This is a genomic window from Spirochaetia bacterium (assembly GCA_022482625.1).
Classification (GTDB): domain Bacteria; phylum Spirochaetota; class Spirochaetia; order Sphaerochaetales; family Sphaerochaetaceae; genus Pleomorphochaeta.
In genome coordinates, this window is sequence record JAKVOU010000001.1 from 2271718 (window position 1) to 2295710 (window position 23993).

Here is a 23993-nt window from a genome sequence, read left to right on the forward strand (position 1 = left end):
GCTATGAAGCTGAAAAAGAATGACACTGTGAAGGTCATTGCCGGGAAAGACAAGGGCTTTGTCGGGAAGATCATCAAAGTGGATCCCAAGAAGGAAAGGGTCATTGTCCAGGGTGCAAATATGGTCAAGAAGACCGTAAAAAAGCGCTCTCCGCAGGATCAAGGCGGGATTATTGACATTGAAGCTCCGATCCATGTTTCCAACGTTGCGCTTGTTTCCAACGGAAAGGTCAGCAGGATTGGTTATAAGTTCGACGAAAGCGGTAAGAAAATCCGTTATGCAAAGAAGACTGGGGAAGTGCTCTAATGGAAGAAAAGTTTGTACCTAATTTCAAAAGGAAGTACGATGAGGAAGTAAAAGACCAGCTTTTCAAGCAATTCGGTTATTCCTCAGTCATGCAGATTCCAAAACTTGAAAAAATTACTGTCAGTGTTGGTGTCGGAGAGGCCGTTACAAACAAAAAACTGTTGGATGCAGCAGTCAAGGAACTTGAACAGATTACTGGTCAGCATGTACTCAAGACAAAGGCTAGGCAATCTATTGCGAATTTCAAGATTCGTGCCGGTCAGGAAATCGGAGCTATGGTTACGCTTCGTAATGACAATATGTGGTTTTTCTTGGAAAGATTGATTTGCATCGCACTGCCTCGTGTCAAGGATTTCAGAGGGGTCAAACCGCATGCCTTTGATGGTCATGGAAACTATTCCCTGGGCATTACCGAGCAGATTATTTTTCCTGAAATTGACTTCGATAAGATTGAACGTATCAGTGGCCTGAACATTGCAATCGTCACGACGGCCAAGACCGATGAAGAAGGGTTTGCCTTGCTCAAGTTGCTTGGCATGCCGTTCGCAAAGTAAGAGGATATAAGATGGCTAAGAAATCATTGATTGTTAAGGCTAACAGAGACCCTAAGTTCAGTACGAGAAAAGTAAATCGTTGCAAGATTTGTGGAAGGCCTCATGGATATATGCGCAAGTTCGGTATGTGCAGGATCTGCTTCCGTAATCTTGCCAGTGACGGCCAGATTCCTGGCGTGACGAAGTCAAGTTGGTAGGAGAAGTAAAATGGCTGTAAGTGATCCAATTGCAGATATGCTGACTAAAATCAGGAATGCTAGTCGGGCTAAGCATGAGAAAGTAGATATCAGTACTTCCAAAATGAAGCTCCAGATTGTGAAAATCCTGAAGAATGAAGGCTATATAAAAAATTTCAAGAAAGTTTCCAAGGATGGTTTTTCCTTTGTACGTATCTTCTTGAAGTATGATGAGAAACAGGGTCCTGTGTTGCATGATATCCAGCGTGTTTCTACGCCTGGGCGTCGTGTATACAGTGGATACCGCAGAATGCCAAGGGTCTTCAACGGCCATGGTGTGTTGGTCGTTTCGACCTCAGTCGGTGTCATTACAGGAAAGAGTGCCAGTGAACAGAAGGTCGGCGGTGAGCTGATCTGCACTGTATGGTAAGGTGGTGAAGTATGTCACGTATTGGTAAAATGCCTGTTGCCATTCCGGCAGGGGTTAAAGTAGCTGTGGCGGATGGCCTTGTGACTGTAGAGGGACCGAAAGGCAAGCTCTCACAGACCTATCGCCCTGAAGTCACCATTGAAGCCAAGGATAAGGAAGTTTTGGTAACATTTGATGGAGAATCAAAAGTAGCCAATAGCTACCAGGGACTTTATAGACAGTTGATCCATAATATGGTCATCGGTGTTTCCGAAGGTTTTTCCAAGACTTTGCTAATCAACGGCGTGGGTTACCGTGCCGAGGTAAAAGGAAAAGTCCTGACTCTTAATCTTGGATATTCGACTGTCATTGAGTTCATTATCCCACAGGGTATTACGATGGAATGTGAAAATCCTGGCAAGATAAAGGTTTCTGGAATTGACAAGCAGCTTGTGGGTCAGACAGCTGCTGAAATCCGTTCTCTCAGAAGTCCTGAACCCTACAAGGGCAAGGGCATCAAATATGAGGATGAAGTCATTCGCAGAAAGGTCGGTAAGTCAGGTAAGTAAACGGTAGGTATAAGAGATGGATAAAGTAATTGATAAGAGAAGAAGGCATCTGAGAAGAAAACTTCATATCAGAAAACACCTCTCGGGTACTGCCAGCAGGCCGAGGTTGACTGTTTTTCGTAGCAATCGACACATGTATGTCCAAGTGATTGATGATGTGGCAGGTGTTACCCTTGTTTCTGCAAACACTGTCGAGGCTGAGCTCAGTGAACTGAAGAACACTGTTGACGACGCTGCGAAGCTGGGAGAAGTCGCTGGTAAGAGGATGATCGAGAAAAACATTACGACATGTGTGTTTGATAGAAACGGCTACCTCTATCATGGCATCGTAAAGAGTATTGCTGATGGCGCTCGTAGCGCCGGCGTAAAATTCTAGGGGGATACCGTGGAAAGATCCAAAAAAGATGACAAGAACGATGGGTACGTCGAGAAGCTGATCAAGCTCAACCGTGTTGCCAAGGTAGTCAAAGGTGGTAGAAGGTATTCTTTTTCCGCATTGGTCGTCGTTGGTGACTCAAAGGGCAAGGTAGGCTATGGTTTCGGCAAGGCAAATGATGTTTCAGATGCTATCCGCAAAGCGGTTGACCGAGCCAAGGGCAGTCTGATTGAGATTCCGATGAAGAATGGTACGGTTCCGCATGAGAGCCTAGGTAATTTCAAGAGCGCGAGCGTATTGATTAAGCCTGCAGTTCCTGGTACTGGTGTAATTGCCGGTGGCGCAGTCAGGGCTATTTGCGATGCAGCTGGTATTACGGATATCCTTGGCAAGTCCTTGGGTTCAAAGAATACCATCAACACCGTAAAGGCTGCTTTTGATGCATTTGAACATTTGTTCAATGCCCGTGAAATAGCAAAGAACAGAGGTAAGTCTCTGAGTGAGATGTGGGGTTGAGTATGGCAGAAGCAAAGAAACTCAAGGTTACCTTGACTGGTGGACTTTCTGGTCGTATCCCAAACCAGCGCAAAACCGTCAAAGCTATTGGCCTTGGCAAGATTGGCAGTAGCGTAGTAATTGATGCTACTCCCGATATGTTGGGTATGGTACGTGTCATTCAGCACCTTGTCAAAGTCGAGGAGATGTAAGATGGGACAGATTAAGGCACCTATCGGTGCAAATAAGAAAAAGACTATTGTCGGACGTGGGGCATCTTCCAAGGGCCGTACCTGTGGTAGGGGCAACAATGGACAGAATTCCCGTTCCGGCGGCGGTGTCCGTCCTGGCTTTGAGGGCGGTCAGATGCCCTTGTATCGTCGTGTTGCTACGAGAGGTTTTTCCAATGCGCCTTTTAAAAAGACCTATCAGCCTGTTGCCCTTAGTGCAATAGACAGGGTTTTTGAAGAAGGAGCAACGATTAACCTTGATGCACTTAAGCAGGCAAAATTGGTCAAGGGACATGATGTCCAGGCTAAGATTCTTGCCAATGGCGAATTGACCAAGAAGGTAATTGTCGAGGGTCTGAAGGTGTCCGCTTCTGCAGCTGAGAAAATCAAAGCTGCCGGCGGAGAGATAAGATAACATAAAAGAAGGTTGATCGCTATGGCAAACTCCCTAGTAGACATGATGAGAATCAAGGAGTTGAGGCATAAATTCCTCATCACGTTCCTTCTGCTGCTTGTCAGCAGAGTGGGCGCGGTGATACCTATTCCAGGTATTGACGTCAAGGTTCTCCAGCAATATTTCCTTTCCCAGAGCAGTTCGACGAATTTCGGTTTTACTGATTATCTGAACTTCTTTTCAGGTGGGGCATTTTCTAATTTTTCGCTTTTCATGTTGGGCGTCATGCCTTACATCAGTATGCAGATTATCCTGCAGTTGCTGATGGTTGTTGTTCCCAGCCTGAGGAAACTTGCGCAGGATCCCCATGGCGTAAAGAAAATACAAGAGTATACTCGTTACGGTACGATTGCAGTATGTTTGATTCAGTCCTATGTTATTACAATTTATGCTAATTCTATTCCGAACGTCATGACGATGAGTCGGTTGCCATTTACATTGATTGCAATGCTGTCGGTTACTGCAGGAAGTATGTTCCTTGTTTGGATAGGTGATAAGATTACTCAGTACGGGATAGGGAATGGCATCAGCCTGCTGATTTTTGCTGGTATTGTTGCCAGGATTCCTTCTGCTATCGTGACTCTGGTACAGAGTGTCAAGGCCGGAACCCTGAATGCTCTCGCACTGGTTGCCATATTTGTGATGTTTATCATCGTGGTTGGCTTGGTAGTATATGAGGAATCTGGTGAAAGAAAGATTCCGGTGAACTATGCAAGGCGCGTGGTCGGTAGGAAAATGTATGGTGCTCAGAGTACTTACATTCCTATCAAGCTCAATCCAAGCAACGTCATTCCGGTTATCTTTGCATCAGCTTTGCTGTCTTTCCCTTTGCAGATTGCGGCAAATGCCGGAGCACAGGTAAAATGGCTGGCTACTTTTGCCAACTGGCTGAATCCTCAGGGCGCCCCCTACGCAATAATCTATGCCCTGTTGATCATTGGTTTTGCTTATTTCTATACACAGGTTACCTTGAATCCTGTTGACATGGCAAAGCAGATTCGTGAGAATGGTGGGTCGGTCCCAGGCATCCGGAGCGAAAGGCTTGAAGAATACCTTACACGGGTAATCAACAGAGTCATACTTCCCGGTTCCCTGTTTTTGGCTTTCATTGCTCTGATACCTACTTTGTTGCAGAGATCACTTAACCTACCGGCATCAGTCTCGATGCTGTTCGGTGGTACTTCTCTGATCATCATGGTCGGTGTCGATCTTGATTTCATGAAGCAGGTCGAGGGTGTAATGAAAATGCATCACCAGGATGGTATATTTGGCCAGAGCAAGTCGAGAAAATATTAGGAGCTTAGTATGAAAGTAAGAGCAAGTGTCAAACCAATTTGTGACAAGTGCAAGGTAATCAAGAGACATGGCGTGGTTCGGATCATCTGTGAGAACCCGAAGCATAAGCAGAGACAGAAGTAAAGTTCGGTGAGAGCCGCTCTTCTATAGATAAGAATTCAGGAGGCCTTTAATGGCAAGAATTGCAGGTGTTGACTTGCCGAACAAAGCTGTTAAGATTGCATTGACGTATATCTACGGCATCGGCAGTGTCTCGGCGATGGATATTTGCAAGAAGACAAATATCAATCCCGATGTAAGAATTAATACCCTTGACTCCGATCAATTGGCAGATCTCCGCCATGTGATTGAGTCTGATTACAAAGTGGAAGGACGTCTTCGCACGGAAGTCGCCCTGAACATCAAGCGCCTGATGGACATCGGTTGCTATCGTGGACTTCGACACAGGAAAGGTTTGCCTGTGCGAGGACAGAGAACAAAGACCAATGCCCGAACTCGTAAGGGTAAGAAGAAAACCGTCGCAGGAAAGAAGAAATAAGGAGTAGGTGATGGCTAAAGCAAAAAGAAAAGTCAAGAAGACTGTCTATGATGGCAATGTCTACATCCAGGCAACCTTCAACAATACTATTGTGACGATCACCGACCTTGAGGGCAATGCCATTTCGTGGGCGAGTGCCGGCGGGCTTGGTTTCCGCGGTGCAAAAAAATCCACTCCCTATGCTGCACAGACAACTTGTGAGACAGCAGCAAAGAAGGCTATGGATTCAGGCCTTCGCGAAGTAAACGTCTTCGTCAAAGGACCGGGTGTCGGACGGGAAAGTGCAATCAGGGCCTTGGGTGTCCTTGGTTTGACTGTTCGTTCTATCCGCGATGTTACCCCGATCCCACACAATGGTTGTCGTCCGCGCAAGACTCGCAGGGTGTGATGAAGTATCACCTTTCTGTGGCGTCTGACCATAGATGGTGTTGCAGGAATATAGGTAGGGCTCTGAAGGGGCCTTGCCTGTATCTATGGAGCAACAGGAAACTCTGTTTTGCAGATTTGTTGTTGCATTCCAGATATTAAGGAGTAACCATGGCACGTAAAAACCTCTTGAAAGGCTTCAAGAAACCAAAGGGGATTAGTTTCGAGCACAATGCGGTTGAACCGAATTATGGCAAGTTCATTGCCTATCCTTTTGAACGTGGCTTCGGTACCACTATCGGGAATACGCTTCGAAGGATTCTTCTTTCCTCAATACAAGGTTATGCAGTTACTGCCGTGAAGTTCACAAGTTACAATGAGGAAGGTGTTCCCCATATGATTACCAGTGAGTTTGATCAACTTCCTGGTGTCCGTGAGGATATTTCCGAAATCATTGCAGCTCTCAAGAAATTGCAGATTCATATGCCAGAAGATTCCGAGGGCGTTAATTTGCTTATCCCTTGCAAAGGCCCTGGTGTCATTACTGGTGCAAACTTTGAGAGAGATCAGGTTGAAATTACCAATAAGGATCTTGAAATCTTCACGATGATGGATGATGCAAATATCGAGATGGAAGTACAGATTGACTTCGGTCGTGGATATGTGCCTTCTGAAATCAATGAGAAGTATATTGAAGAAGTCGGTACGATTCCCATCGATGCATTCTTTTCCCCTGTGACTCGCGTCAAGTATTCCATTGAACCGACACGTGTCGGTTATCGCAATGACTATGACAAGCTGATCCTTGAGATTTATACGGATGGGACTATTGCTCCCGTCAATGCTCTTGCAGAAGCTGCAAAGATTGCTAAGGAGCATTTTTCCGTATTTATCAATTTTGATGAGGCTTTGATCAACAGTGAAGAGGAAATCGACGAAGAGGAAGAAAGAGTCAGAAAGATTCTTAATACTTCCGTTGAAGAACTTGAGTTGACTGTTCGTTCAAGCAATTGTTTGAAAAATGCAAATATCCGCACGATCGGAGATTTGACAAAGAAGACCGAAGATGAGATTGCAAAGACACGGAACTTCGGAAAGAAGTCCCTGTCTGAAATCAAGGAAAAGCTCAAAGAGTGGAACCTTAGTCTCGGTATGACTGATTACAGCGTACTGAAGAACGCTGTCAATGTACCTAGCAAGAAGGAACAAGAAGATGAAACATAGGATAGGTTTTAACCAACTCAGCAGAACCACCGCGGAACGCAAGGCAATGCTGCGCAACATGGTGACCTCACTCTTCCGCTATGAGAAGATTGAGACTACCAAGGCAAAGGCTCTGGAAGCTAGAAGAATGGCTGAAAAGATGATTACACGTGCGAAGGTCGACAGTGTCCATAATCGTCGTATGATCAACAGGGATATCAAGGACCAGGCTGTTCTCAATAAGCTTTTTACAGAAATCGCCCCTAAGAATGCAGATCGCAACGGTGGTTATACTCGTATTCTCAAGACAAACTATCGCCTTGGTGATGCTGCAGAAATGGCCATTCTCGAACTGGTCGAAAAGAAGACCGAGACAAAAGAAGGCTAAGCTGTCCTACCAGACAGCGTGTCCAGGACGGAGAGAAAAAAGCCTCCACCACCCTGAATGCACAATTCAAAGCTACTAAGCTGAAGCCGCTACTACCGTAGCGGTTTTTCTTTTGGTTTGATTCAGTTTGATTAATCTGTTTTCCAGTCAGTTGATATTTTTTCAACTTGTCTTTCTATCTCTTTGCTGTGCAACATTAAACTTGACAAACAAATTGATGTTGCATAGAATTGATACAATTGCATTAAGGAGAAAGGACATGAATATATTGCTAAATCTCCTTCTTGTGGTACTTGGGATTATCATCGGTTTTATTGTACGATGGATATTCTCTAAGTTTAAATTGACTTCCGTTGAACAGAAAGCTGAACGACTTGATAGAGAAGCAGCAAAAGAAGCTGAGGCGAAGAGCAAGGAGTTAATCCTGGAGGCACGAGACCGAATGTTGCAGGAGCAGCAGCAGGTCGAAAAGGAATCCAGGGAGCGACGTAATGAGATCCAACGATCCGAGAAGCGAGTCCTGCAGAAGGAAGAGGCTCTCGAACAGAAGCAAGAAGAACTTGAGGTAGCCAAGGGCCATTTGGAGGATCAAAAGAAAGATCTGGATGCGAGGGAAACCGAGCTTTCAGAAAGAGAGAAATCAATTCTTTCCGAATTGGAACACATCGCTCAGATGAGCAGTGAAGAAGCAAAACAACTTATTATTGAGAGGATGGAAGGCGAAGCAAAGCGAGACGGACAGTCTGTCATAAATAAAATAGAGACGGAAACCCAATTGCGGGCAGACAAAGTTGCAAGGGATATTATCCTTACTTCAATTCAACGGATGGCAACCGAGGTCAGCGGAGATGCGACCATTGCTTCTGTCAGCTTGCCTAGTGATGAGATGAAAGGTCGTATCATTGGCCGTGAGGGGCGTAATATCAGGACTTTGGAAACCCTCACTGGGGTTGATGTCATTATTGATGATACTCCTGAGGCTGTTGTCATTTCCTGCTTCGATCCAGTGAGAAAGGAAATTGCCCGTGTTGCGCTTGAAAGGTTGGTACAGGATGGCAGGATTCATCCCTCACGAATAGAAGAAGTAGTCAATAAGGTTGCCAAGGAAGTTGACAGAACCATTGCTGATGAAGGTGAAAAAGTTGTCTTTGACCTAGGTATCCATAATATGAGCCAGGAAATGATCCGTGCACTCGGACGATTGTACTTCAGGACCAGCTATGGACAGAATGTATTGGATCACAGTAGGGAAGTTGCAGTCCTTTCGGGTATGATAGCCAGTGAGGTCGGCGCTGACAGTGAAGTTGCAAAGCGTGCTGGCCTGCTCCATGATATCGGCAAAGGCACGGAAACGGAAAGCGAAGCTAACCATGCTGAGCTCGGTGCCGAACAAGCCAAGAGACTGGGAGAAGATCCTGTCATAGTCAATGCTATTCTTGCTCACCACAATGATGTTGAACCTCAGAGCAGTGAGGCTGTTATCGTGCAGATTGCCGATGCCATCAGTGCTGCCCGTCCTGGTGCCAGACGTGAAACGCTGGACAATTATATCAAGAGACTGGAAAGCCTTGAGAAAATTGCCGAAAGTTTTGCCGGAGTGGACAAAGCTTTTGCAGTCCAGGCCGGTAGGGAGTTGCGGATTCTCGTCAACAATGAAACCGTCAGTGACCAAGAAGCCAAGGAATTGGCAAAGAACATTGCCCAGAGAATCGAAGCTGAACTTCGTTATCCGGGTAGGATCAAGGTAACTATCATAAGAGAAACTCGAGTTATTGAATACGCTCGTTAGACAATTTTCTCGGTAGCAGGGGAGGTGCCTTGAAAAGGCCCTCCCTATTGTTTTGTAAGGAAGGAAAGATGGCGGAAGGAAACATCATAACTGCACTAGTGCTGGGCGATGTATGCGGACAACCGGGCATGCGGGCTCTGTTTATGGGGCTTGGACAGCTGATGAAGGATTATCATAGTGATGTAGTCGTAGTAAATGGAGAAAATGCGGCAGCTGGTTTTGGCCTTGCAGAAGAACAGAAAAGACAGCTTTTTTCCCTTGGCGTTGATGTCATTACAAGTGGCAATCACATATGGCAGCAGGAAGATCTGGTTGAATCCTTGAAGAATGATCCCTATCTTCTGCGTCCTTTGAACTATCCGCCGAAGGTACTCGGTCATGGCAGTGCCATCGTGGAGCGGAAAGGTTACAAGATAGCTGTGCTGAATCTTCAGGGCCGGGTCAACATGCCTATAACAGATTGTCCTTTCCGTTGCGGTGCCGATGCTGTACGTAACCTGCAGAACACGGTCTCTGCCATTCTTATAGATTTCCATGCTGAAAGTCCTGAGGAGAAAAAAGCACTGGCTTTCCATCTCGATGGAAGTGTCAGTGCCGTACTCGGAACACATACACATGTCCAAACGAATGATGAGATGATTTTGCCTAAAGGGACCGGGTTTATCACTGATCTCGGTATATGTGGGCCTAGTGAGAGCGTCATAGGTTCTGACCCTGCCCTTTCTATCCAAAAACAGATGACACAGATGCCCTTGCGTACACAGATTGCAGATACTGCACCGATGATCTGCGGAGTTTGCCTTAAGATTGACGGAAGCAACGGGCATACGCTCGCCATAGAACGAATCATGAGGAAGTTTACATTCTGAGATGATATCCAAGAAAACACCATTGCTGAAAAAACTCTGTCAGGACTTTCCGGAATTTTCAAAAGACCGGTTGCTTGCGTATGTAGTTTGTCGAAACGTGCTAGCCAATGGTGAGCTTGTCACAGATCCAAAGGCAAAAATAGATGAAGACAGTGACATATCATTTACTTTTGACCGATATGTATCGCGTGGCGGCCTGAAACTTGAGGCTGCGCTGAGTGCTTTTGATGTTTCTGTAAAAGGTCTTGTCGTGCTTGATGCCGGTGCCTCTACAGGAGGCTTTACCGATTGTCTTTTGCAGCATGAAGCCCGTCTTGTACATAGCGTGGATGTTGGCTACAACCAGCTGGATTGGAAATTACGTGCAGACAATAGGGTCTTGGTGCATGAAAAGACAAATATAATGGCAGTGGAAGCGCTTGATCCTGTTCCTGATGCAGCTGTCTGTGATCTTTCTTTTCGATCGATCAAAGGTGCTGCCTCTCATATTCTTTCGCTCTGCAATGATACGTTCCTGTTGGGATTGATAAAGCCACAGTTCGAAGTACCAAGATGGGAGAAAGATTTTACGGGGGTCATCCATGATCCGTCCTTGTTGCAGGAAACCATGCTTCATGTGTGGGAAAACCTACAGGAAGATGAAGTCGACATAGTAAAGATGATCAGCAGCCCGATAAAAGGAAGGAAAGGCAACGTTGAGTTCATGGCGTTGCTGAAAAAAGGAAGCGGGCAGGATTACAGAGATTTCCTTTCACTTTATGAATCCTGCCTATAGGCTTTTCCATCAATGAGCAGTACAAAGGTATTCCCGGCTTTCAGCCCATTCGCTGTAGCCTTCAGCTGGTTGATTGCTTTCGTCAGGTCGTTGCTGTCAAGCAGATCAGCGGAAAGATTGAGATATGTGATACCCTTTGCGACCGTTATGCCCAGCAACCTGGTCTTTTCAGGTATATAAGTCAGGGATAGGTCTTCAAGGACAGTTTTGTCTGGTCCTTTCAGAAGTACTTCGAATGTCCCGTGGTAGAGGTCATTGTTCTTGTCCAATGACGGATGATATGCTCTCAATGTGCCGTTCAAATGGTAGAAGTAGACAGTACTGGTGAGACTGGTATTGTTTTCTTGTTTTTTACTTTCTTTTGCAATGAGCGAGGGTATATCTGCTTTGGCCATGGTTTCCTTGACCTTCGGTATGAAGACCAGAAGCTCAAGTGCCGTAATACACAGAAACAACAGCAGGAACAACAGCTTCTTTGAAAGCTGTTTTTTCCTTTTCCATTCTGTTTTATGGCGGTCGGTCTGTTCCTGTTGGTCCTGCATGCCAGCTTGTATTCTCCTTGTCTGTATGATATCTGGCGTTCTGCAGCCTGTCCAGTTAACTCTTTGGACTGCAAATGACTTTACAATAGGCTGTTTTGACCGTACTATTGTTATATGAGAATACTCAAGGGAATTGCTGCTGCAGGGGGGATAGCTTGGGGAAATGCCTTGCTTTTTCTCCATACGGTCCTGGTTGCCGACAAAGAAAAAGTCATGCCTTCACAGGTCGAGAAAGAATTGGGCCGGCTTGATACTGCAGTTGCAGATGCCTTGCAGGAGATTGAGATAATCATCAAGACTCTTCCTGCTGGTGAGCAACTTGACATCCTGGAAACCCATAAGATAATGCTTATGGATCCGCAGTATATCAGTGAAATAAAAGATGCTGTAAAGATCAGGAACCTCAATGCTGCTTGGGCTGTGGAAAGCGTTACAGCTTCCCTTGTTGCAACCTTGGAAGGCAGTGAGGACGTGCTTATCAGCGAACGGGCTGCAGACTTTACTGATGTCGGGCAACATCTGGTTGCCGAGTTGTTGGGCAAGAAACGACCCTCGCTTGGAAACCTGAATGATGATGTCATCCTTGTGGCCGATTCCCTTCTTCCATCGGAAATGCTTTCCATAGATAAGAAGCACGTAAAGGCCATAGCTCTTGATACGGGTGGTAGAACCAGCCATGTTGCTATTTTTGCACGTTCCTTTGGAATTCCCACGGTACTTGGACTGGGAAGTGCAACCCGCAAGCTGCAGAATGGCGACAAGGTCATACTTGACGGCAACAGCGGCCTGTTTTTTATCCGGCCGGAATGGCGGACCGATGAAGAATACAGGAAACGGGAAAAGGAGTGGGTGGCATACCAGAGGGAACTTTCTTCCATTGCATCACTCCCGTCTGTTTCGCCTGATGGCAGGTCCTATGTGTTGAAGGCCAATGTCGAGACCGTAGATGAAATACCCGGGGCCATTGAAAAAGGTGCCGCTGGCATTGGCTTGTTCAGGAGTGAATCTCTCTATTTGCGGACTTCTTCTTTGCCGACTGAGGAAGAACAGTTCGTGGCTTACAAATCCGTTCTCGCAGCCATGGATGGTTTGCCTGTGACTATCCGTACTATCGATATCGGTGGAGACAAAGCTGTCACGGGGGTTGGTATTGATGAGGAAAATCCAATTTTGGGGTGGAGGGCTGTACGCTTTTGCCTTGAAAGAAAAGATATCTTCCGCGTACAGCTGAGAGCTCTTTTGCGAGCTTCTGCTTATGGCAAGTTGCATATCATGTTTCCGATGATCAGCGGTATCGACGAGCTGGACAAGGTTCTGTTTATCCTAGAGCAAGTCAAGGAAGAGTTGCGGAATTCAAAGGTTCCCTTTGATGAGAACCTTAAGGTCGGCTCAATGATAGAGGTGCCGTCTGCTGCTCTTTGTTCAGATTTCCTAGCTAGGAAAGTTGATTTCTTTTCTATTGGTACGAATGACCTGATACAATATACGATAGCGGTTGACAGAGGCAATGAAAAAATCGCCTATCTTTATCAACCGTTTCATCTGGGAGTTCTACGGCTTATCAAAATCATCATTGACAATGCCCATGCGGCCGGTATACCTGTCGGTATGTGTGGTGAAATGGCCAGTGATCCCTTGGCTACAGTCTTGCTTGCCGGTCTAGGGCTGGATGAGTTCAGCATGAGCCCCTCGAGCCTCCTGGAAGTACGGAGGTTGCTACGTAATCATACCTATGCCGAGGCAAAGGAACTTGCAGACGGAGCCTTGAAGCTTTCTTCAGCCAGTATCATTACCAAGTATCTGAAGGATTGGATGAGCCAGCATTGATTTTTAGATGTCAGCGGATAATGTCATGTTCTTGACAGAGATACACTTGTCTGGTTATCATCTGCAACACAAAGAAATGCCTGGATTTTATGAACAGGCTGTTCTGGACTTGTACCCTGTCAAGATAAGGAAAAGGCTTCCTTGCCTCGGACAGAGGATGTAGGGAGATACATAATGATTGATGCAAAGGAAATGCAGCCAGGGATCCAGGCCCTTCCCCTGGTAGCCATAATAGGTAGGCCGAATGTCGGCAAGTCAACCTTGTTCAACAGGTTGCTGGGTAAGCGTCTGGCCATAACGGACCCAACTCCTGGGGTTACAAGGGATCCTATACCTTCTGATTGCCTGTTGGGTGGGCATTTCATTACGTTGGTGGATAGCGGTGGCATTAAGCTGGAACAAGAAGGTTTGGACAGCCAAGTAAGTGAAAAAAGCCTTGCGCTTTTGGAAAAAAGCAATCTGATTCTTTTTTTGATGGACTGCATGGAAGTGACTGCAGAGGATTATGTCTTGCTTGACAAGTTGCGGCCTTATACTGACAAAGTCCTGTTGGTTGTCAATAAGATTGACAGTTCAAGCAGAGAAGGCCTTATCTGGGAATACTATGGCTTCGGTTATCAGCGTGTCGTCGGTATCAGTGCAGCCCATGGCCTAGGTGTTGACAACCTTGAGGAAATGATGCTCGGTATGCTGAATCTGGAAGAAACCAATGATATTCCTGAAAAGCCCAAGACAGTGAAGATAGCAGTTCTCGGAAAACCCAATACAGGCAAGAGTACATTGACCAACCTGCTTGTCGGCAGTGACCTTTCAATCGTCAGTGACATTGCAGGTACGACCCGAGATGTCGTACGTGGTGCTTTTACCTACAAGGGAACTGATTTTACCGTGCTGGATACTGCAGGTATAAGACGAAAGAGCAAAGTCGATGAAAGCGTAGAGTACTATTCGGTCAACAGGGCTATCAAGACGATTGAGGAAGCTGATGTCGTATTGTTGATGATAGATGCGACCGAGGGGCTTTCTGATCAGGACAAGAAAATTGCGGCTCTGGTCGTGCGCAAGGGAAAAGGCATCATCCTTGTGCTGAACAAGATTGACAAGTTGTCAGGAATCCCAAATGAACTTGATGCGATAAAAGACAGAGTCCGTTTTCTTTTCCCTATTCTGTCCTTTGCTCCTATCTGTGCCATAAGTGCAAGGAACGGAGATAAGATCAGCATCATGCTGGATGAAGTCTGGGCTGTATGGCGCCAGTTGAACAAGCGTATTACTACTTCTTCCATCAATGACGCATTGAAGGCTTGGGGTGAGAATTACACGCCTCCCCGAGGTGCCGAGGGGCATTACAAGGTGTTCTATGGTACGCAGGTGACCGTTACTCCAATCCGGTTTTTGTTTTTCGTAAACCGCATCAAGGGATTCCCCGATCTCTATGTAAAGTACCTTACGAACTGTGTCAGGAAGGATCTTGGCTTTTCCAAGGTTCCTGTGGGAATCAACTTGAGGGAACGCCAACGGAACAAATCTCTCAATGAAAAAGGGGAAAAACCAATCCTTTCAAAATCCAGCAAGCCTACAGCTCCTGCAAAACGTACAGGGGGACGGGCTGTCGCAAAGGAACGGCCGAGAAAACCGGGGAACAAAGCTGCTCTAGGTAAGGCAATTGACCGAGAAAAGGCAAGACAGAAATCCAAACATTCAATAAGGCGGAAAGGCTGATGGGTTATCTGTCGGACAATGACATCCAGGGGGTGTGTCTTGATATCGATGGTACCTTGTATCCTCGATGGATGATGGATCTGTTCCTGGCTTTGTCTTTTTTCCCCGACCCACGGTTGGGGCTGCGGTACAATTCGGTGAGGAAACATTACCGCAGGAGTCAGGATGCAGAACCTCCCCGTATTGCTGACCGATCTGGATTGCTTGAAAAGCAGGCCCTGCTGTTTCTTGATGGCAAGGGTGGCGAAGCCCGGATACGGCATATGACCGACAAAGTCAACCGACAATTCTATGATAGCTGGAAACATACGTTTCGTCATATACATGCATATCGTGACATGGCAGAGACGCTTGATGGAATAAGGCATCTTGGCATAAAGATCCTTGCAATCAGTGATTTTCCCTTAGAAAACAAGCTGTCGACATTGCATATCAAGGATATTGTGGATTATGCTATCAGCAGTGAAGATACAGGTTTCCTCAAACCATCCAAGGTACCTTTCCAAAGGATATGTGCGTTGTCAGGGCTTGATCCCTCACGATGCCTGTACTGCGGAGATAGCTATGACAAGGATGTGCTGGGAGCCAAACAGGTGGGTATGTTTGCGCTGTTGTTGAAAAAAAATGCCAGGAGGGATGCCTTTCCTGCTGCAGATCTGATCTGCAGCAATTGGAAGGAAATTTCAAGAATTCTACTGGATTAGGAGGAGTAAGTTGGACTTTGCCATTGTCTTCCCGATTGTCTTGTTTGTCATTTCCGTCATCTTCTCTTTGATCCTTTCTTCCTCTGGAAAAAGAAATGACCGTAATTCTTCGTCTGTCAGACAGATGATGGATCATCTGAAACTGGCTGCATCATCATCAAAAGCTTCCATAAACGATACGGTGGCGAAAGCAGAAGAACGGATGAATGGACAGAAGTCGGAAGTCGAGATGCTTATGTCCCAGCTCGATGGCAAGCTTGCTGAACTCAAGGCTGACGGTGCACAGCTGAGGGACCTCCATGATGTGTTGACAGATTACAGGGGAAAACTGGCTCAGTTGAACAGAGCCAGCGACGAAGCACACGACTGGGCTGTGAAAGTCCATGAAGAAAGCCAGAAGCTTCAGCATCTCAGTGAATTGATAGATGCCCATGAGAAAAAGACACTTGAACTGATTGATACCAATGACAAGGCAATTGAATTGCAACGGCAGCGGCTTGCACAGTGTGAAGATGAACTGAAGGCTCATCAGGCATCGGCATTGGCACAGTTGGACCAGGCGGGGAAGGCCTGTATAGACACAGTACAGAAAGAAACCAGTCATTTGGAACAAGAAAAAGTCGAAATCGGGCAGCTTCATGAAACCCTGGATGCCATGATGCAGCAGGAAAAGGATCTCCGTGGAAAAACCGAAGTATCAATGAAGGCTTTTTCCCAGGATTTCAAGAGTATGACAGAGAATCTGGTTGAGGAAGGAAGTGCCAGGCTTACTACGCTTGAAGACGAACTATGCAAGACCGCAGAGACACAGATCCAAGGTGTATCATCAGGTGGCGAAAAGGATGCAATCGCTCATATAAAGAGCGAAGCTGACCTTTGGTTGGAAAAGATGGATACGTATTACCAGGATATGGTTGATACCATCAAGAACTATGGCGATGAACTGAATGCCCGAAAGATGCGCTTGCTGGAAGAAGTGGAAAACATACGGACTGCTGCAGTTGAAAGTGTATCGAAGGTAGAAGAACAACTTGCACTTTCCAAAGAAAAGACCATTGAGGAAATGGAACAGTCACTGGACAAACATTATGCTGTAATTGACAAACTGGAAAGGTTGGATCACATGGCACTTGAAGCATCTGACAAGGATCTCCCTGTGCCTGGGAATGTGGTAAAACCGAAGAATGTACATGTACCCTTTGCTCCTGAAGCCGGAAGTGGCAAAGAACAACCTTTAGGAACAGTACAACCGGATGGTCTGGATACCACGGCAGATGGATTTCGTCAACTTTACGCTTCATATGGTAAAATGACTGCTGGATCAAAGAAGACTGCTGAGAAAGAAGGGAATGATGATTTTGCTGCCCAGTATCATCCTGGTGCTGTTTTGGAGCAGATGGTTGAGCAGGAAAAGCTTCATGCTGAGGTGAAAAAAAATCCAGAGCCAAAACCGAAGACCGGTACATATGAGGATAATGGAGTAGTCTATGAACCGATAGGAGATGAAGAAATCATCAACTTGGATGAAGATGATGAATAGGGTTCTGCCTGTCCAACGGGAGGGATTTCGGTCTTTGTTTTTCCTTTTCCGTCTGTTTGCCTGTTTTTGCTTGACGATACGGGCTCTACCTTAGTATCTTAATTTTACATCATGGGGTTTCCATGATGTTTCTTGATCAAAAGGAAAAAATAATACCAGGACCTTTGGGATGCTGAAGGTGGGAGTCGATGTGCTATGAGTGAAGATATTGAAACGAAAAAAGATGGACCCTTAGACCATGCAGAGGTCCAGTCCAAGAACATTCCCGGCAAAGAAGCAACCGGAAAAGGCAAAGATGCCGAGGGTGTTATGGAGTCTGAGAAAGAGGATGAAGTGAAAGCTTCCAAGGCAAAGAAAAAGCAACAGAAAGAACTTGAAAAGAAAGATGCGGAAATTGCAGAACTGAAAAAGAAGATTGAAGCGTTGTCTGCAGAACTGACTGAAAACAAGGATCATATGTTGCGTAGACAGGCTGATATGGAGAATTTCCGAAAGAGATTGGTAAAAGAGAAGGAAGAGGCTGTAAAATATGCCAATGCCCGTCTCATTGAAGACCTGTTACAGCCGTTGGATGACTTTGAGCGAGCCATCCATGCTGCGGAAGCATCAAGGGACTTTGATACCATCCATGATGGTGTAGTCATGGTAAATGACAAGATGCTTTCCATTTTGGAAAAAAACTGGGGTCTCAAGAAGATTGAATGTGTAGGACAGGAATTTGATCCGTCGAAACATGAGGCTTATTTGATGGAAGAGGACGAGAAATATCACCAGGAAACGGTAATCCAGGAACTGGGTGCCGGATATACCCTACATGACCGTGTCATTCGTCCTGCAAAAGTCAAAGTAGGGAAGCCTGTTTGATTGACGATAGAAAAAAACATGATTACCTTTAGTGTATTGAAAATGACAAGACTATATAGAAACAATAGATCAGGAGATAGATAGAATGGGAAGGATAATTGGAATTGATTTAGGCACGACGAACAGTTGTGTTGCCGTGATGGAAGGAAATGAGCCGAAGGTGATTGCCAACTCCGAAGGGCAGAGAACTACTCCTTCCGTTGTCGGATATACAGCAAAGGGCGATCGTTTGGTAGGGCAACCCGCCAAGAACCAAATGGTAACAAACCCGGAAAACACAGTGTTTTCCATCAAGCGTTTCATGGGAAGAAAATACCGTGAAGTACCTGATGAACTTGCTATGATTCCCTACAAGGTCATTGCTGGTTCAGGCGATGAGATCAAGGTTGATATTCGCGGCACACAATATTCTCCCCAGGAAATTTCTGCAGCCATTCTTCAGAAAATGAAGAAGACGGCTGAGGATTACCTTGGAGAACCGGTTACGGAAGCCGTCATCACTGTTCCTGCATACTTCAATGATGCCCAGAGACAGGCAACCAAGGATGCAGGTAGGATTGCTGGCTTGGAAGTCAAGAGGATCGTCAATGAACCGACGGCAGCTGCTTTGGCATATGGCTTCGGCAAGGATACTTCAAAGGAAGAAAAGATTGCTGTCTATGACTTGGGCGGCGGCACGTTTGATATTTCAATCCTTGAACTTGGAGACGGTGTCTTTGAAGTCAAGTCGACCAATGGTGATACCCACCTTGGCGGCGATAATTTTGACCAGGTTGTCATCCAGTGGATGGTTGATACCTTCAAGAAGGAAAACGGCATTGATCTCAGTACGGACAAAATGGCATTGCAGAGACTGAAGGAAGCCGCTGAGAAGGCAAAGATTGAATTGTCCAATTCGACCAATGCAGATATCAACCTGCCGTTCATTACCGCAGATGCAACAGGACCGAAGCACTTGCAGATGTCTTTGACCCGTGCCCGTTTTGAACAGATGATTGCCTCATTGGTAGAACGGACGAAGATTCCCTGCCAGAAAGCAATCAAAGATGCAGGACTTACTGCGAATGACATTGATGAAGTCATTCTTGTCGGTGGTTCCTCCCGTATTCCCTGTGTACAGGAAACCGTGAAGGAATTGTTTGGCAAGGAACCGCACAAAGGTGTCAATCCTGACGAAGTTGTTGCAATGGGCGCATCCATTCAGGGCGGTATCCTCGGTGGTGATGTCAAAGATGTGCTTCTGCTGGATGTCACTCCGCTTTCCCTGGGCATTGAAACCTTGGGTGGCGTATGCACGCATCTGATTGATAGGAACACGACTATTCCTACCCGTAAGTCACAGATATTCTCTACAGCTGCAGATGGACAGACTGCCGTGAGTATCCATGTGCTTCAGGGTGAAAGGGAAATGGCATCCCAGAACAGGACACTTGGTAAGTTTGACTTGGTCGGTATTCCTGCAGCTCCCCGTGGGGTTCCTCAGATTGAAGTTACATTCGATATTGATGCAAACGGTATCGTGCATGTTTCTGCAAAGGACTTGGGGACTGGAAAGGAACAGAAGATCAGGATTGAGACTTCTTCAGGACTTTCTGATTCAGAAATTGACAAGATGGTCAAGGATGCAGAGGCCCATGCCGAGGAAGACAAGAAGGAACGTGCCAAGATTGATGCGCGCAATGAAGCAGACGGATTGGTCTATTCTACTGAAAAATCGCTCAAGGAGTATGGCGACAAGGTGTCGGCAGATGAACGTGCAAAGATTCAGAGCGCTTTGGATGACTTGAAGAAAACCATTGCAAATTCGTCTGCAAGTGCCGAAGAACTCAAGTCCAAGAGTGAGGCTCTCCAGCAAGCAGCCTATAAACTTGCCGAAGAAATGTACAAGAACACTTCTGCAGGACAGCAGGGCGGTGGTGCCGCAGGCGGTGCCGGCCCTCAGCCAGGACCTCAGCAGGGTGGTGGATCTGGATCCCAAGAATCAGGAAAGGGTAATAGCAAGACCTCTGGATCTTCTTCCCATTCAGGTTCTGACGGTGTAGAAGATGCAGATTTCGAAGTTGTTGACTAATTCTTGAATTTTTTGAACAACACATCATGCCAGGCCGCTGGTGTGATGTGTTTTCTATTGTTATAACTTTATAAGATACGGCCATTTCAATGGCCTCAAGGAATGGAAACTGTGGCAAAACGTGATTATTACGAAGTACTCGGTGTATCAAAGCAGGCAACGCCGGAAGAAATCAAGAAAGCCTATCGGAAACTGGCTATAGCCAATCATCCGGACAGAAACCCTGGAGACAAGGCTGCTGAGGAACGATTCAAGGAAGCCACTGAAGCCTATGAGGTCCTGAGTGATGAGAAGAAAAAAGCTACCTATGACCAATTCGGTTTTGCCGGTATTGACGGTATGGCAGGTGGCCATGATTATTCAAATGTCTATAATGATTTCAGTGATATTTTTGGTGGTGGCGGCGGTTTCAGCGATATCTTTGAGCAATTCTTCGGAGGTGGAGGAACGAGTTCCCGCAGGAACAGCGGACCTGACGCCGGTTCATCTCTTCGCTATGACATATCCGTTGAACTGAAAGATGCTGTTTTTGGTACGAAAATTGAAATTTCCTATGCACGTCAGGTCTCCTGTACGACCTGTGGCGGCAGTGGAAGTGCTTCCGGCGGTACCAAGACCTGTCCATACTGCAATGGAACAGGCCAGATAAGACGGAACAGCGGTTTCTTTGCCGTATCGACGCCTTGCCCACATTGTGGCGGAACCGGACGCGTGGTTGACCATCCTTGTCCTGCCTGCCATGGCACGGGACTGATGCGCAAGCAGCAGAAGATCAATGTGAAGATTCCTGCTGGTGTGGATGATGGCTCCCGTATCGTTGCACGTGGCATGGGCGATGCAGGAGCCCATGGCGGACCATATGGTGACTTGTATGTCTTTGTCAACGTGAAGCCACACAAGTATTTTGTCCGTCATGGCAATGATCTGTACGTCCAGATTCCTATTTCCTTTACTCAGGCTGCATTGGGTGCAGAGATAAACGTAGATACTATCGATGGCGGGAAGGTGAAGGTCGCAATTCCTTCCGGTACTCAGAACGGTAAGATGCTGAGGATCAGGGGAAAGGGAGTCACGGCACTCAACTCAAACGGGGCCCGTGGTGATATGTATATCAAGATTCAGGTTGATGTTCCCAAACGGTTGGGACTGCGTGCAAAGGGCGTCATGAAAGAGTTGGCGGGTCTTCTGAACGAGACAGATTCTCCGTCTCCGGTGACCTTCGAAAACTGATTCTATTTTTCAAAAATCATAGGGCAACGTTTGTATGACGTTGCCTTATTTTGTTGTGTTATATTGACATTTGTGGTATTTGTATTTTAGTGTGCTATCAGGAGACGCAAGGATATGGGTGAAAAGATTTATGGACGTCATGCTATCGAAGAAGGTATCAAAGCTGCACCAGCCGGTTCGACTTTGTACCTTGCCAGAGGCATTAAGAAATATGAGGATATAGAAAGAAACGCCAGGTTTACCGGTAAGGTAGCTGTCAAGAAGATTTCCTTGAAGGAAATGGATCAGATGCTTCCAGGAGCTGACCATAGAGGTGCAGTTCTCGAGCTGGGTGGGACTAGAAAAGGTGGCGGTAGGTTCAGTTCAGCCTCAGTCACAGATTTCTGTAATAATCTCAAGGAAGGTGAGGGAGCTTTGGTCGTCGTACTGGATGAGATTACCGATCCCCATAACCTCGGAGCCATACTTAGGAGCTGTGACCAGTTTTCCGTCAGCCTTGTCATAGTTCCGCAGCGTCGCAGCGTACAGGTGAATGAGACGGTTGTGAAGGTTTCAAGCGGAGCTGCCCAATATGTCCCGCTTGCCACAGTGACCAATCTGACCAAGGAGATCATGACCTTGAAGGACAATGGCTTTTGGATCTATGGTGCTGATATGAACGGTACACAGGCTGATAAGACATCCTTTTCAAAACGGACTGTCTTGGTAATGGGTAGCGAAGGATCTGGATTGAACCAGCTTGTGCGCAAGAACTGTGACCAGATAGTTTCTATTCCGATGAGCGGACATATCGATTCCCTCAATGTCAGTGTTGCGGCAGGGATCCTGTTATATGAAATCCGTCGGCAGAATCCAAAGATTTCCGGATAGATTTTTTTCCTAGTTGCCCGATGACTGGTCCCGTCGTATGATGTAGTTATGAAAAACTTGGATGAACTCCAACATCAGCTTGACGATATTATGGCTTCGATTGACCTTAGCCGGTTGCGGCAGAGGATGCATGCCTATGCACAGACGCTCAACGTAGAGGCGTGTGCCTGTTTGGTTGATTTTCTGTCTGGTGCTGGTAGCCCTGCAGGGCAGGAAACTGATGTAAATGTAAAGGATGCCTTGACTTTGCTGGAGGATTGCAGGACCGGCAAAGTATACCTTACGAAGAGATGGAATGAAAAAGGAGATTGGGCTGATCGTGATGATGAGTATGTAATCAAGGATGAAAATTCTGTCATACCGTTAATTAACCGTGTCATTGATACTGCCGATGTATGTGCACAGAATCTGGATTTTGCTTCGGCACTCCAGATTTACTACGGTCTTGCAGATCTTAGCCTTACGGTCATGGATACATACAGTGGTGAGACGTCCTACGGAATTGATGAACTGATGGATCTTGACTGCTTTGCCTCGATAGATTTTGCAGTCGTTGGCGGTAATGCTATCTATGCAGCTTACCGGCTGGATGTTTCCCCTATGCAACGGGCATCGGCCATGGCAGTCTTGGTAAGTTCCCGGCTGTGCCATTTTACTGAATATGAACTATTTCTTGCTTGTGGACATGAACGGTTTGATGGTTTGCCATCCTTTCTTCCTCATCTGTTCACAGCGTTGGCAAAGACTGGAGGAGACCAGTGTAGAAGTTGGCTTAGGGCCTGTGCTACGACTACGCTGCTCAAGGAAGGTGCCTTGCTTTATCAGGACGTGCACCCTTCGCTCTGGCGCATGTTGATGCAGAAGCTACTTGAGGAGGACGAACCGGAGGAGGCATTGACCTGTGGGGACAAGGCCCTTGCTGCACTGCCTGCCGAATTGGTTGAACGGAGCAGGGTTGCAAATCTTTGTTTTAACATTTATCTATTGTTGTCTGGATCACCGTCCGTGACTGTCGACAATGTGACTACCTTTACTTTTGTGGCCGCACCTCCCGTACCTGATGAGAAAGGCATTCTGTATCTCTTTGAACGTTTTGTCTCCTGCAGTGATGCACGCTGTTTCTTTTCTCTTTACAATGCAATGGATTCCAGTGGTCCCTACTGGAGTCGAAAGTTGCTTGCTGCCATGCAGACAATTCCAGATACCGGAACCGGATATGATGTTGAGGGCGAATGTACCCACAATGCTATGGAGCCACAGCTAAGGGCTATTTGTTTGTTTCTTCTTGAGCCATCCCAGGAGACTTTTGCCACTGTTGCGGCCTTGGGAACAAGGGATGCCTATTTTGAAGGAAACCGAATATTGAATTTCTTTGTGGCTGCCTATGCGCTACAATACCATCCTGGTGGATGTGCGTTGCATCTACTTTTGCCGGAATTGCAAAACGATGAATATCCTGGGATTTTCAGTAGCCTACGCATTGGAGGAGACGAGGAGTTGGACAAAACGATATTGCTGTGGTGCATTCGCCAGATACATAAGATTGTTTCTGCAGTGCTCGGTGACCGGCGTGTAGAGCGATATGGATATGCAGCTATATTGGTCGTGTCAATAGACCTGATACTCTATGAACGAGGACTCCGTTTTTCCCATACGCAAACGGCTCGCGAATATTATCTCAGTCACTATCCGGGATGCATAGAATTTGTGGCGGCCCTAGATGATGCTCTGTGATAGGTTCGAAATAATATAAAAAAATAATTTTTTTCTTGACGAAAAAAGGATTCGGTTGTATAAAATACATGTAGGTTGTCCAACAAGTATGGAGTC

28 protein-coding genes are annotated in these 23993 nt (G+C 46.3%); 27 read left to right on the top strand and 1 reads right to left on the bottom strand.

Going from position 1 to position 23993, the window contains the following annotated elements; translation table 11 throughout:
• The first annotated feature begins 3 nt into the window (after positions 1-3).
• From rplX to LKE40_10415, 18 genes are all read left to right on the top strand, one after another.
• Positions 4-306 (top strand): 50S ribosomal protein L24, encoded by a 303-nt coding sequence (gene rplX, locus LKE40_10330; protein MCH3917822.1) that lies wholly within the window; start codon positions 4-6, stop codon positions 304-306.
• A complete protein-coding gene (gene rplE, locus LKE40_10335; protein MCH3917823.1) occupies positions 306-860 on the top strand; it encodes a 50S ribosomal protein L5 in 555 nt (184 codons plus the stop codon). The genes rplX and rplE overlap by 1 nt, the downstream gene beginning before the upstream one ends.
• Before the next feature lie 11 nt (positions 861-871).
• Positions 872-1057 (top strand): type Z 30S ribosomal protein S14, encoded by a 186-nt coding sequence (locus LKE40_10340; GenBank protein ID MCH3917824.1) that lies wholly within the window; start codon positions 872-874, stop codon positions 1055-1057.
• A 10-nt stretch (positions 1058-1067) separates the two neighbouring features.
• Positions 1068-1466: a 30S ribosomal protein S8 gene (rpsH, locus tag LKE40_10345; protein MCH3917825.1), complete on the top strand. Its 399-nt coding sequence runs from the start codon at positions 1068-1070 to the stop codon at positions 1464-1466.
• A gap of 11 nt (positions 1467-1477) precedes the next feature.
• A complete protein-coding gene (gene rplF / locus LKE40_10350; protein MCH3917826.1) occupies positions 1478-2014 on the top strand; it encodes a 50S ribosomal protein L6 in 537 nt (178 codons plus the stop codon).
• A gap of 16 nt (positions 2015-2030) precedes the next feature.
• Positions 2031-2390, top strand: coding sequence for a 50S ribosomal protein L18 (gene rplR / locus LKE40_10355; GenBank protein MCH3917827.1), 360 nt, complete (start codon positions 2031-2033; stop codon positions 2388-2390).
• A 9-nt stretch (positions 2391-2399) separates the two neighbouring features.
• Positions 2400-2906: a 30S ribosomal protein S5 gene (gene rpsE / locus LKE40_10360; protein MCH3917828.1), complete on the top strand. Its 507-nt coding sequence runs from the start codon at positions 2400-2402 to the stop codon at positions 2904-2906.
• Positions 2907-2908: 2 nt separating this feature from the next.
• Positions 2909-3097 carry a 50S ribosomal protein L30 gene (gene rpmD, locus LKE40_10365; GenBank protein MCH3917829.1) on the top strand — a complete coding sequence of 63 codons (189 nt, stop codon included), beginning with the start codon at positions 2909-2911 and terminating at the stop codon, positions 3095-3097.
• 1 nt (position 3098) lies between these two features.
• Positions 3099-3530 (top strand): 50S ribosomal protein L15, encoded by a 432-nt coding sequence (gene rplO / locus LKE40_10370; GenBank protein ID MCH3917830.1) that lies wholly within the window; start codon positions 3099-3101, stop codon positions 3528-3530.
• 21 nt (positions 3531-3551) lie between these two features.
• Complete coding sequence (secY, locus tag LKE40_10375; GenBank protein MCH3917831.1) at positions 3552-4865, top strand: preprotein translocase subunit SecY; 1314 nt, start codon at positions 3552-3554, stop codon at positions 4863-4865.
• A 9-nt stretch (positions 4866-4874) separates the two neighbouring features.
• Entirely contained in the window at positions 4875-4988 is a 114-nt protein-coding gene (gene rpmJ, locus LKE40_10380) for a 50S ribosomal protein L36 (protein MCH3917832.1), read from the top strand.
• Between the two features lie 49 nt (positions 4989-5037).
• Positions 5038-5403: a 30S ribosomal protein S13 gene (gene rpsM, locus LKE40_10385; GenBank protein MCH3917833.1), complete on the top strand. Its 366-nt coding sequence runs from the start codon at positions 5038-5040 to the stop codon at positions 5401-5403.
• Between the two features lie 10 nt (positions 5404-5413).
• Entirely contained in the window at positions 5414-5791 is a 378-nt protein-coding gene (gene rpsK, locus LKE40_10390) for a 30S ribosomal protein S11 (GenBank protein ID MCH3917834.1), read from the top strand.
• A gap of 149 nt (positions 5792-5940) precedes the next feature.
• On the top strand, positions 5941-6993 hold the full coding sequence (locus LKE40_10395; protein MCH3917835.1) for a DNA-directed RNA polymerase subunit alpha: 1053 nt from the start codon (positions 5941-5943) through the stop codon (positions 6991-6993).
• Positions 6983-7360, top strand: coding sequence for a 50S ribosomal protein L17 (rplQ, locus tag LKE40_10400; GenBank protein ID MCH3917836.1), 378 nt, complete (start codon positions 6983-6985; stop codon positions 7358-7360). The genes LKE40_10395 and rplQ overlap by 11 nt, the downstream gene beginning before the upstream one ends.
• 259 nt (positions 7361-7619) lie before the next feature.
• Positions 7620-9149 carry a ribonuclease Y gene (rny, locus tag LKE40_10405; protein MCH3917837.1) on the top strand — a complete coding sequence of 510 codons (1530 nt, stop codon included), beginning with the start codon at positions 7620-7622 and terminating at the stop codon, positions 9147-9149.
• A gap of 68 nt (positions 9150-9217) precedes the next feature.
• Positions 9218-10018, top strand: coding sequence for a TIGR00282 family metallophosphoesterase (locus LKE40_10410; protein ID MCH3917838.1), 801 nt, complete (start codon positions 9218-9220; stop codon positions 10016-10018).
• Position 10019: 1 nt separating this feature from the next.
• Positions 10020-10793, top strand: coding sequence for a TlyA family RNA methyltransferase (locus tag LKE40_10415; protein MCH3917839.1), 774 nt, complete (start codon positions 10020-10022; stop codon positions 10791-10793).
• Here LKE40_10415 and LKE40_10420 read toward each other — a convergent pair.
• The gene (locus LKE40_10420; GenBank protein ID MCH3917840.1) at positions 10775-11335 is read right to left on the bottom strand and encodes a GerMN domain-containing protein; all 561 of its coding nucleotides are present in this window, start codon (positions 11333-11335) and stop codon (positions 10775-10777) included. The two genes, LKE40_10415 and LKE40_10420, sit on opposite strands and share 19 nt — an antisense overlap.
• A gap of 114 nt (positions 11336-11449) precedes the next feature.
• On the opposite strand from LKE40_10420, the gene ptsP reads away from it, so the two are divergent.
• The 9 genes from ptsP to LKE40_10465 all read left to right on the top strand — a co-directional run bounded on the left by ptsP (position 11450) and on the right by LKE40_10465 (position 23897).
• The gene (ptsP, locus tag LKE40_10425; GenBank protein ID MCH3917841.1) at positions 11450-13162 is read left to right on the top strand and encodes a phosphoenolpyruvate--protein phosphotransferase; all 1713 of its coding nucleotides are present in this window, start codon (positions 11450-11452) and stop codon (positions 13160-13162) included.
• Between the two features lie 174 nt (positions 13163-13336).
• The gene (der, locus tag LKE40_10430) at positions 13337-14884 is read left to right on the top strand and encodes a ribosome biogenesis GTPase Der (GenBank protein ID MCH3917842.1); all 1548 of its coding nucleotides are present in this window, start codon (positions 13337-13339) and stop codon (positions 14882-14884) included.
• A complete protein-coding gene (locus LKE40_10435; GenBank protein ID MCH3917843.1) occupies positions 14884-15588 on the top strand; it encodes an HAD family hydrolase in 705 nt (234 codons plus the stop codon). Before der ends, LKE40_10435 begins: the two co-directional genes overlap by 1 nt.
• Positions 15589-15598: 10 nt before the next feature.
• Entirely contained in the window at positions 15599-17128 is a 1530-nt protein-coding gene (locus LKE40_10440; GenBank protein ID MCH3917844.1) for a hypothetical protein, read from the top strand.
• Between the two features lie 195 nt (positions 17129-17323).
• A complete protein-coding gene (gene grpE / locus LKE40_10445) occupies positions 17324-17992 on the top strand; it encodes a nucleotide exchange factor GrpE (GenBank protein MCH3917845.1) in 669 nt (222 codons plus the stop codon).
• An 85-nt stretch (positions 17993-18077) separates the two neighbouring features.
• The gene (dnaK, locus tag LKE40_10450) at positions 18078-20063 is read left to right on the top strand and encodes a molecular chaperone DnaK (GenBank protein MCH3917846.1); all 1986 of its coding nucleotides are present in this window, start codon (positions 18078-18080) and stop codon (positions 20061-20063) included.
• A gap of 111 nt (positions 20064-20174) precedes the next feature.
• Positions 20175-21293, top strand: a complete 1119-nt coding sequence (dnaJ, locus tag LKE40_10455; protein ID MCH3917847.1) for a molecular chaperone DnaJ — start codon at positions 20175-20177, stop codon at positions 21291-21293.
• A 114-nt stretch (positions 21294-21407) separates the two neighbouring features.
• Positions 21408-22163 (top strand): 23S rRNA (guanosine(2251)-2'-O)-methyltransferase RlmB, encoded by a 756-nt coding sequence (rlmB, locus tag LKE40_10460; protein ID MCH3917848.1) that lies wholly within the window; start codon positions 21408-21410, stop codon positions 22161-22163.
• Positions 22164-22211: 48 nt separating this feature from the next.
• On the top strand, positions 22212-23897 hold the full coding sequence (locus LKE40_10465) for a hypothetical protein (protein ID MCH3917849.1): 1686 nt from the start codon (positions 22212-22214) through the stop codon (positions 23895-23897).
• The last annotated feature ends 96 nt before the right edge of the window (positions 23898-23993 follow it).

What these genes read in the sequence shown, in the direction of transcription:
- rplX (MCH3917822.1), top strand. Translation starts at nt 4, where the DNA reads ATGAAGCTGAAAAAGAATGACACTGTGAAGGTCATTGCCGGGAAAGAC.
- rplE (MCH3917823.1), top strand. Translation starts at nt 306, where the DNA reads ATGGAAGAAAAGTTTGTACCTAATTTCAAAAGGAAGTACGATGAGGAA.
- LKE40_10340 (MCH3917824.1), top strand. Translation starts at nt 872, where the DNA reads ATGGCTAAGAAATCATTGATTGTTAAGGCTAACAGAGACCCTAAGTTC.
- rpsH (MCH3917825.1), top strand. Translation starts at nt 1,068, where the DNA reads ATGGCTGTAAGTGATCCAATTGCAGATATGCTGACTAAAATCAGGAAT.
- rplF (MCH3917826.1), top strand. Translation starts at nt 1,478, where the DNA reads ATGTCACGTATTGGTAAAATGCCTGTTGCCATTCCGGCAGGGGTTAAA.
- rplR (MCH3917827.1), top strand. Translation starts at nt 2,031, where the DNA reads ATGGATAAAGTAATTGATAAGAGAAGAAGGCATCTGAGAAGAAAACTT.
- rpmD (MCH3917829.1), top strand. Translation starts at nt 2,909, where the DNA reads ATGGCAGAAGCAAAGAAACTCAAGGTTACCTTGACTGGTGGACTTTCT.
- rplO (MCH3917830.1), top strand. Translation starts at nt 3,099, where the DNA reads ATGGGACAGATTAAGGCACCTATCGGTGCAAATAAGAAAAAGACTATT.
- secY (MCH3917831.1), top strand. Translation starts at nt 3,552, where the DNA reads ATGGCAAACTCCCTAGTAGACATGATGAGAATCAAGGAGTTGAGGCAT.
- rpmJ (MCH3917832.1), top strand. Translation starts at nt 4,875, where the DNA reads ATGAAAGTAAGAGCAAGTGTCAAACCAATTTGTGACAAGTGCAAGGTA.
- rpsM (MCH3917833.1), top strand. Translation starts at nt 5,038, where the DNA reads ATGGCAAGAATTGCAGGTGTTGACTTGCCGAACAAAGCTGTTAAGATT.
- rpsK (MCH3917834.1), top strand. Translation starts at nt 5,414, where the DNA reads ATGGCTAAAGCAAAAAGAAAAGTCAAGAAGACTGTCTATGATGGCAAT.
- LKE40_10395 (MCH3917835.1), top strand. Translation starts at nt 5,941, where the DNA reads ATGGCACGTAAAAACCTCTTGAAAGGCTTCAAGAAACCAAAGGGGATT.
- rplQ (MCH3917836.1), top strand. Translation starts at nt 6,983, where the DNA reads ATGAAACATAGGATAGGTTTTAACCAACTCAGCAGAACCACCGCGGAA.
- rny (MCH3917837.1), top strand. Translation starts at nt 7,620, where the DNA reads ATGAATATATTGCTAAATCTCCTTCTTGTGGTACTTGGGATTATCATC.
- LKE40_10410 (MCH3917838.1), top strand. Translation starts at nt 9,218, where the DNA reads ATGGCGGAAGGAAACATCATAACTGCACTAGTGCTGGGCGATGTATGC.
- LKE40_10415 (MCH3917839.1), top strand. Translation starts at nt 10,020, where the DNA reads ATGATATCCAAGAAAACACCATTGCTGAAAAAACTCTGTCAGGACTTT.
- LKE40_10420 (MCH3917840.1), bottom strand. Translation starts at nt 11,335, where the DNA reads ATGCAGGACCAACAGGAACAGACCGACCGCCATAAAACAGAATGGAAA.
- ptsP (MCH3917841.1), top strand. Translation starts at nt 11,450, where the DNA reads ATGAGAATACTCAAGGGAATTGCTGCTGCAGGGGGGATAGCTTGGGGA.
- der (MCH3917842.1), top strand. Translation starts at nt 13,337, where the DNA reads ATGATTGATGCAAAGGAAATGCAGCCAGGGATCCAGGCCCTTCCCCTG.
- LKE40_10435 (MCH3917843.1), top strand. Translation starts at nt 14,884, where the DNA reads ATGGGTTATCTGTCGGACAATGACATCCAGGGGGTGTGTCTTGATATC.
- grpE (MCH3917845.1), top strand. Translation starts at nt 17,324, where the DNA reads ATGAGTGAAGATATTGAAACGAAAAAAGATGGACCCTTAGACCATGCA.
- dnaK (MCH3917846.1), top strand. Translation starts at nt 18,078, where the DNA reads ATGGGAAGGATAATTGGAATTGATTTAGGCACGACGAACAGTTGTGTT.
- rlmB (MCH3917848.1), top strand. Translation starts at nt 21,408, where the DNA reads ATGGGTGAAAAGATTTATGGACGTCATGCTATCGAAGAAGGTATCAAA.
- LKE40_10465 (MCH3917849.1), top strand. Translation starts at nt 22,212, where the DNA reads ATGAAAAACTTGGATGAACTCCAACATCAGCTTGACGATATTATGGCT.